We start from the raw sequence: 6,068 nt of genomic DNA, 5'->3' as shown, positions 1-6,068 counted from the left end.
AGTTGGGCGGGGAGTACTGGTATCGGAATCTGCGGGAGACGGTGGAGTTCGAGCAGGCCACCCGCACCCTCCTCGACCTCGGACACACCGCCTTCGTGGAAGTCGGCGTCCACCCCGTGCTGACCGTCGGCCTGGAGGAGACCTTCGAGGCGGCCGGCTCCAACGCCGTGGCCCTGGGCACGCTGCGACGCGACGAAGGCGGCATGGACCGCTTCCTCGCATCGCTCGCCGAGGCCTGGGCGCAAGGCGTCGCGGTCGACTGGACGACACGCCTCCCCGACGCGCACGGCGGCGCCGTCGACCTGCCCACCTACGCCTTCCGGCGCCGCAGGTACTGGCTGGAGGAGGACACCGCGGCGGATGTCACGGGTGCCGGGCTCGACGCCGCCGGACACCCGCTCCTCGGCGCCGTCGTGGAGCTCGCCGACGGCGGCGGCGTGGTCCTCTCCGGACGCTTCTCCGTCCGTACGCACCCCTGGCTCGCCGACCACGCCGTGGGCCGAACCGTCCTCGTACCGGGAACGGCGTTCGTGGAGCTCGCCGTCCGGGCCGGGGACGCGGCGGGCTGCGCGCGCCTCGACGAACTGACCCTGGAAACGCCTTTGGTGGTGCCCGCACAAGGAGACGTACAGATCCAGGTCGTGGTGGGCGCGGCCGACGCGGTCGGCAGCCGGCCCGTGGCCGTGCACGCGCGCACCGCGGCCGACGGGTCCTGGTCACGACACGCCTCCGGGACGCTCGCCGAGACGGACCCCGAACCGCCCCGGGCATCCGGCGCTCCACAGGAGTACGACTTCACGGCCTGGCCGCCCTCCGGGGCCGAGCCCGTACCGGTCGACGACCTGTACGAGTCCCTGACCCGGCGCGGCTACGGCTACGGCCCCGCGTTCCAGGGACTGCGCGCCGCGTGGCGCCACGGCGACGACGTCTTCGCGGAGGTGCGCCTGCCCGAAGCCGCGCGTGCCCGTGCCGCGGACTTCGGCATCCACCCGGCGCTGCTCGACGCGGCGCTGCACGCCGCGAGCCTCTCCGGAGCGACACCCGACGACGGCACGTGGCTGCCGTTCTCCTGGAGCGGTACGACGCTGCTCGCGACCGGCGCCACCGACGTCCGCGTCCGTCTGGCCCCGGCGGGCCCGAACGCCCTCCGCGTCGACATCGCCGACGCCACCGGCCGCCCCGTCGCCCGCGCCGACACCCTCACCATGCGCCCCGTCACCGCGGCCCAGCTGCGCTCCTCCGGCGGCTGGACGTCCGACGCGCTCTTCCGCGTCGACTGGTCGGCGCTGCCACCGACGCCGGACGGCCCGGCGGGGCCCGTGGCGGTCATCGGCGAGGACCCGTGGGCCGTCGCGGCAGCTCTGAGCGGCCGGGGCGTCACCGTCCACCGGTACGCGTCCATCGACGAACTGAGCGCGGCCTGCGCCGAGGGCGCGCACGAGGTCCCACGCACCGCGCTGCTGTGCTGCGCCCACGCCGGCCCACACCCCACCACCACCCCCCTCCACACCACCACCCAGAACTTCCTCTCCACGGCCCAAGCCTGGCTGGCCGAAGACGGCCTCGAAGCGTGTCGCCTCGTCGCCGTCACCCGCGGAGCCGTCGCCGCCGGGCCGTTCGACGGCGTACGCGATCTCGTGGCGGCGCCGGTGTGGGGCCTGTTCCGTTCCGCGCAGGCCGAGAATCCCGGCAGGTTCGGGCTCGTCGACCTGGAGGGCCCGGGTGAGCGGCAGACCGAGGAGGCCGGCGTCCCGTGGGCCGAGGCACTCGTCGACGCCCTGCGCGGCGACGAACCACAAGTGGCCGTGCGGGACGCCCGGCCGCTGATCCCCCGGCTCGCGCGCGCCGACTCCGGAGCCGGGCTCGCGCCGCCCACCGACGGCACCCCGTGGCGGCTCGACGCGGTCGACCAGGGCACCCTCGCCGACCTGGCGTTCGTGCCCTGCCCGGAGGTGGCCGAGCCGCTGCGGGCCGGGGAGGTCCGGGTCGCCGTGCGCGCGGCCGGGCTGAACTTCCGGGACGTCGTGGTGGGCCTCGGTATGGTCCCCGGGCAGGTCGGCATCGGCAGCGAGGGCGCGGGAGTCGTCGTCGACGTCGGGCCCGGCGTCCACGGGATCGCCGCGGGCGACCGTGTCATGGGCGTCATGCCGGGCGCGTTCGGGCCGCTCACGGTCGCCGACCACCGGATGCTCGTGCCGATGCCCGCGGGCTGGTCCTTCGAACAGGCCGCGGCGGTGCCCATGGTGTTCCTCACCGCGTACTACGCACTGGCCGACCTCGCCGGTCTGAGCGAGGGAGAGTCCGTGCTCGTGCACGCGGCCGCGGGCGGCGTAGGCATGGCCGCCACACAGCTCGCCCGGCACTGGGGCGCCGAGGTGTACGGCACCGCGAGCCCCGGCAAGTGGCCTGCGCTGCGCGACCTCGGACTCGACGACACGCACCTCGCCCACTCCCGCACGCTCGCCTTCGAGGAGAAGTTCCTCGGCGCGACGGACGGCGCCGGGTTCGACGTCGTCCTCGACTCGCTCTCCGGCGACTTCGTGGACGCCTCACTGCGGCTGCTGCCGCGCGGCGGCCGGTTCCTGGAGATGGGCAAGGCCGACAAACGCGACCCCGACGAGGTGGCGGCCGCCCACCCGGGCGTCATCTACCGGGCGTTCGACCTGGTGGAGGCAGGGCCGGAACGCGTCGGCGCCATGCTCACCGACATCGTCGAACTGTTCGAGCGTGGAGTGCTGAGCCCGCTGCCCGTACGCACCTGGGACCTCCGGCAGGCCGGCGAGGCGTTCCGTTTCATGAGCCAGGCCCGCCACACCGGCAAGATCGTCCTCACCGTGCCGCGCCGCATGGACCCCGAGGGCAGCGCCCTGATCACCGGAGGCACCGGCGTCCTCGGCGGCCTGATGGCCCGCCACCTGGTCACCGCGCACGGCATCCGCCATCTGACCCTGCTGAGCCGCAGCGGCGCCCACGCGCCCGGCGCCGCCGAACTCGCGGCGGAACTCGCCGGGCACGGCGCCCACGTCACCTTCGCCGCCTGCGACGCCGCCGACCGCACGGCCCTCGCCCGCGTCATCGACGCGATCCCCGCCGACCGTCCGCTGACCGCCGTGGTGCACACCGCGGGCGTCCTCGACGACGGCGTACTCAAGTCCCTGACGCCGCGCCACCTGCGGACCGTGCTGCGCCCGAAGGCGGACGCCGCCCTCCACCTCCACGAACTGACCCGGCACATGGACCTGGCCGCGTTCGTCCTGTTCTCCTCCGCCGCAGGCGTCCTCGGCGGCCCGGGACAGGCCAACTACGCCGCCGCGAACGCCTTCCTCGACGCCCTCGCCGCCCACCGCCGCGCCCACGGCCTGCCCGCCACCTCACTGGCCTGGGGCCTGTGGGGCGTGGACAGCGCCATGACCGAACAACTCACCCGCGAGGACATGGCCAGGCTCGCCCGCGGCGGCGCCCTGCCCCTCACCGCCGAACAGGGCATGGCGCTCTTCGACGCGGGCCACGGCCTGCCCGACCCGCTCGTCATGGCCGCCCGGATGGACGCCACCCGGCTGCGCGCCCAGGCCGACGCGGGCACCGTGCCGCTGCTGTGGCAGGGCCTCATCCGCCCCACCGCCCGCCCGGTCGCCGGGGCGGGCCCCACCGGAGCCTCGCTGGTGCGCCGTCTCGCGGGCATGCCCGACGCCGAGCGCCACCGCACCCTGCTCGAACTGGTCCGCACCCACCTCGCCGTCGTACTCGGCCACGCCTCACCCGGCGCCATCGAGGCCGGGCGCGGCTTCCTCGACCTCGGAGTGGACTCGCTGACCGCGGTCGAGCTGCGCAACCGCCTCTCCGCCGCCACCGGCGCACGGCTGCCCGCCACCGTCGTCTTCGACCACCCGAACCCCACCGCGCTCGCCCGCCGCCTACAGGAAGAACTCGCCCCCGACACCGCCGACGGCACGCCCGCCGGCCCCGACGCCGCCGCGCGCCCCGACGCCGACGAGGCCGAGGTGCGCCGCCTGCTGTCCACCATCCCCGTGACCCGGCTGCGCGAGACCGGCGTACTGGACACGCTGCTGCGGCTCGCCGCCCCCGTCGACCACCCGTCCGACACCGAAGGGGACGACGACCCGGACGCCACCGACGCCGTCGACGCCATGGACACCATCGACGCCATGGGCGTCGACGACCTGCTGCGCATGGTGCGCAAGGACACCCCCTGACCGTCCCCTCAGAGCGGAGCCCATGATGAGCACACCCCATGACGAACTCGTCGAGGCCCTCCGGACGTCCCTGAAGGAGACGGAGCGGCTGCGGCGCGAGAACCGCCGCCTCGCCGGGGCGCTGAGCGAACCCATCGCCATCGTCGGCATGGCCTGCCGCTACCCCGGCGGCGCGGACACCCCGGAGAAGCTGTGGCAGCTGGTGGGTTCCGGCGCGGACGGCATCGGCGCCCTGCCGACGGACCGTGGCTGGGATCTGGCGGGCATGTACGACCCGGACCCCGACCGGTCAGGGAAGTCGTACGTCCGCGAGGGCGGATTCGTCCACGGGGCCGGGGAGTTCGACGCGGAGTTCTTCGGTATCTCGCCGCGTGAGGCGTTGGCGATGGATCCGCAGCAGCGGCTGCTGCTCGAAGTGTCGTGGGAGGCTTTGGAGCGGGCGGACATCGACCCGCAGAGGCTGCGCGGCAGCCGCACCGGCGTCTACATCGGGGCGTCGACCTCGGAGTACGTCCCAGGCCTCCAGTACGCCCCCGCCGAAGCCGAGGCGTTCGCCCTGGTCGGCAACACCATGAGCGTGGTGTCGGGCCGCGTCTCGTACGTCTTCGGGTTCGAGGGCCCCGCCGTGACCGTCGACACGGCCTGCTCCGCGTCCCTGACCGCGCTGCACCTGGCCTGCCAGGCCCTGCGCGGCGACGAGTGCTCGCTGGCGCTGGCCGGCGGCGTGACCGTACTGGCCAGCCCGTCGGCGCTCATCGCCTTCTCGCGCCAGCGCGTGCTGGCCAGGGACGGCCGCTGCAAGACCTTCTCGGCCGCCGCGGACGGCTTCGGCCCGGCCGAGGGCGCCGGCGTCCTGGTGCTGGAACGCCTCTCCGACGCGCGTCGTCTCGGGCACCGCGTGCTGGCGGTGGTGCGCGGCTCGGCGGTCAACCAGGACGGCGCCAGCAGCGGCCTCACCGCACCCAACGGCCCCTCCCAACATCGCGTCATCCGGGCGGCGTTGGCGAGCGCGGGCCTTTCGCCCGCGGACGTGGACGCGGTGGAGGCGCACGGCACGGGCACGCGGCTCGGCGACCCCATCGAGGCGCAGGCGCTGATGGCGACGTACGGCGCGGGCCGCCAGGGCGAACCCCTGCGGATCGGCTCCGTGAAGTCCAACATCGGGCACACGGCGGCGGCCGCCGGAGTGGCGGGCGTCATGAAGATGGCCCTCGGCATGCGGCACGAGACGCTGCCGAAGACCCTGCACGCCGACGAGATCACCCCGCACGTGGACTGGGCGGCGTGCCCCGGCGTCACCCCGCTCACCACGGCCGTCCCCTGGCCCCGCACGGACCGCCCCCGGCGCGCGGGCATCTCCTCGTTCGGGATCAGCGGCACCAACGGACACCTGATCCTCGAAGAGGCCCCGCCCGAGCGCCCCACGAACGCCGCCCCGCACCCCGACAACCCCGCCGACAACGGGCTGCTTGCGGGCGGAACCCCCTGCATCGTGTCCGGAGCCACCGCCGCGGGCCTGAAGGCCCAGGCCGAACGCCTCGACACCTTCCTCGCCGAACACCCCGACCTGCGGCTGCCCGACCTCGCCGCCGCACTCGCCCGCCGCAGCGCGCTGCCGCACCGCGCGGTGGTCCTCGCCACGGACCACGAGAACCTGCGCGCCGGTCTCGCATCCGTACGTCAGGGCACACCCGCCGACCACACCGTGACCGACCTCGCACGCAACGGCACCGACGCTGCGGTCCTGGTGTTTCCGGGGCAGGGGGGTCAGTGGTTGGGGATGGGGTGGGAGTTGTTTGAGGGGTGTGAGGTCTTTCGGGAGTGCGTCCTGGAAATCGATGGGGTGGTGCGGGG

The 6,068-nt window shown here is 74.7% G+C and carries 2 protein-coding genes; both read left to right on the top strand.

What is annotated here, in order from left to right:
- Positions 1–2 precede the first annotated feature (2 nt).
- Positions 3–4,214, top strand: a complete 4,212-nt coding sequence (locus ACWDZ7_RS42420) for an SDR family NAD(P)-dependent oxidoreductase (protein ID WP_451804257.1) — start codon at positions 3–5, stop codon at positions 4,212–4,214.
- A gap of 25 nt (positions 4,215–4,239) precedes the next feature.
- Positions 4,240–6,068, top strand: a 1,829-nt coding sequence (locus ACWDZ7_RS42415) for a type I polyketide synthase (protein ID WP_451804255.1), incomplete at its 3' end; no start/stop codon positions are given.

The sequence above is a fragment of the Streptomyces sp. NPDC003032 genome (assembly GCF_053591415.1).
Note: the sequence above shows the minus strand (reverse complement) of the source record. Positions and strands in the feature narration are given on the sequence as shown.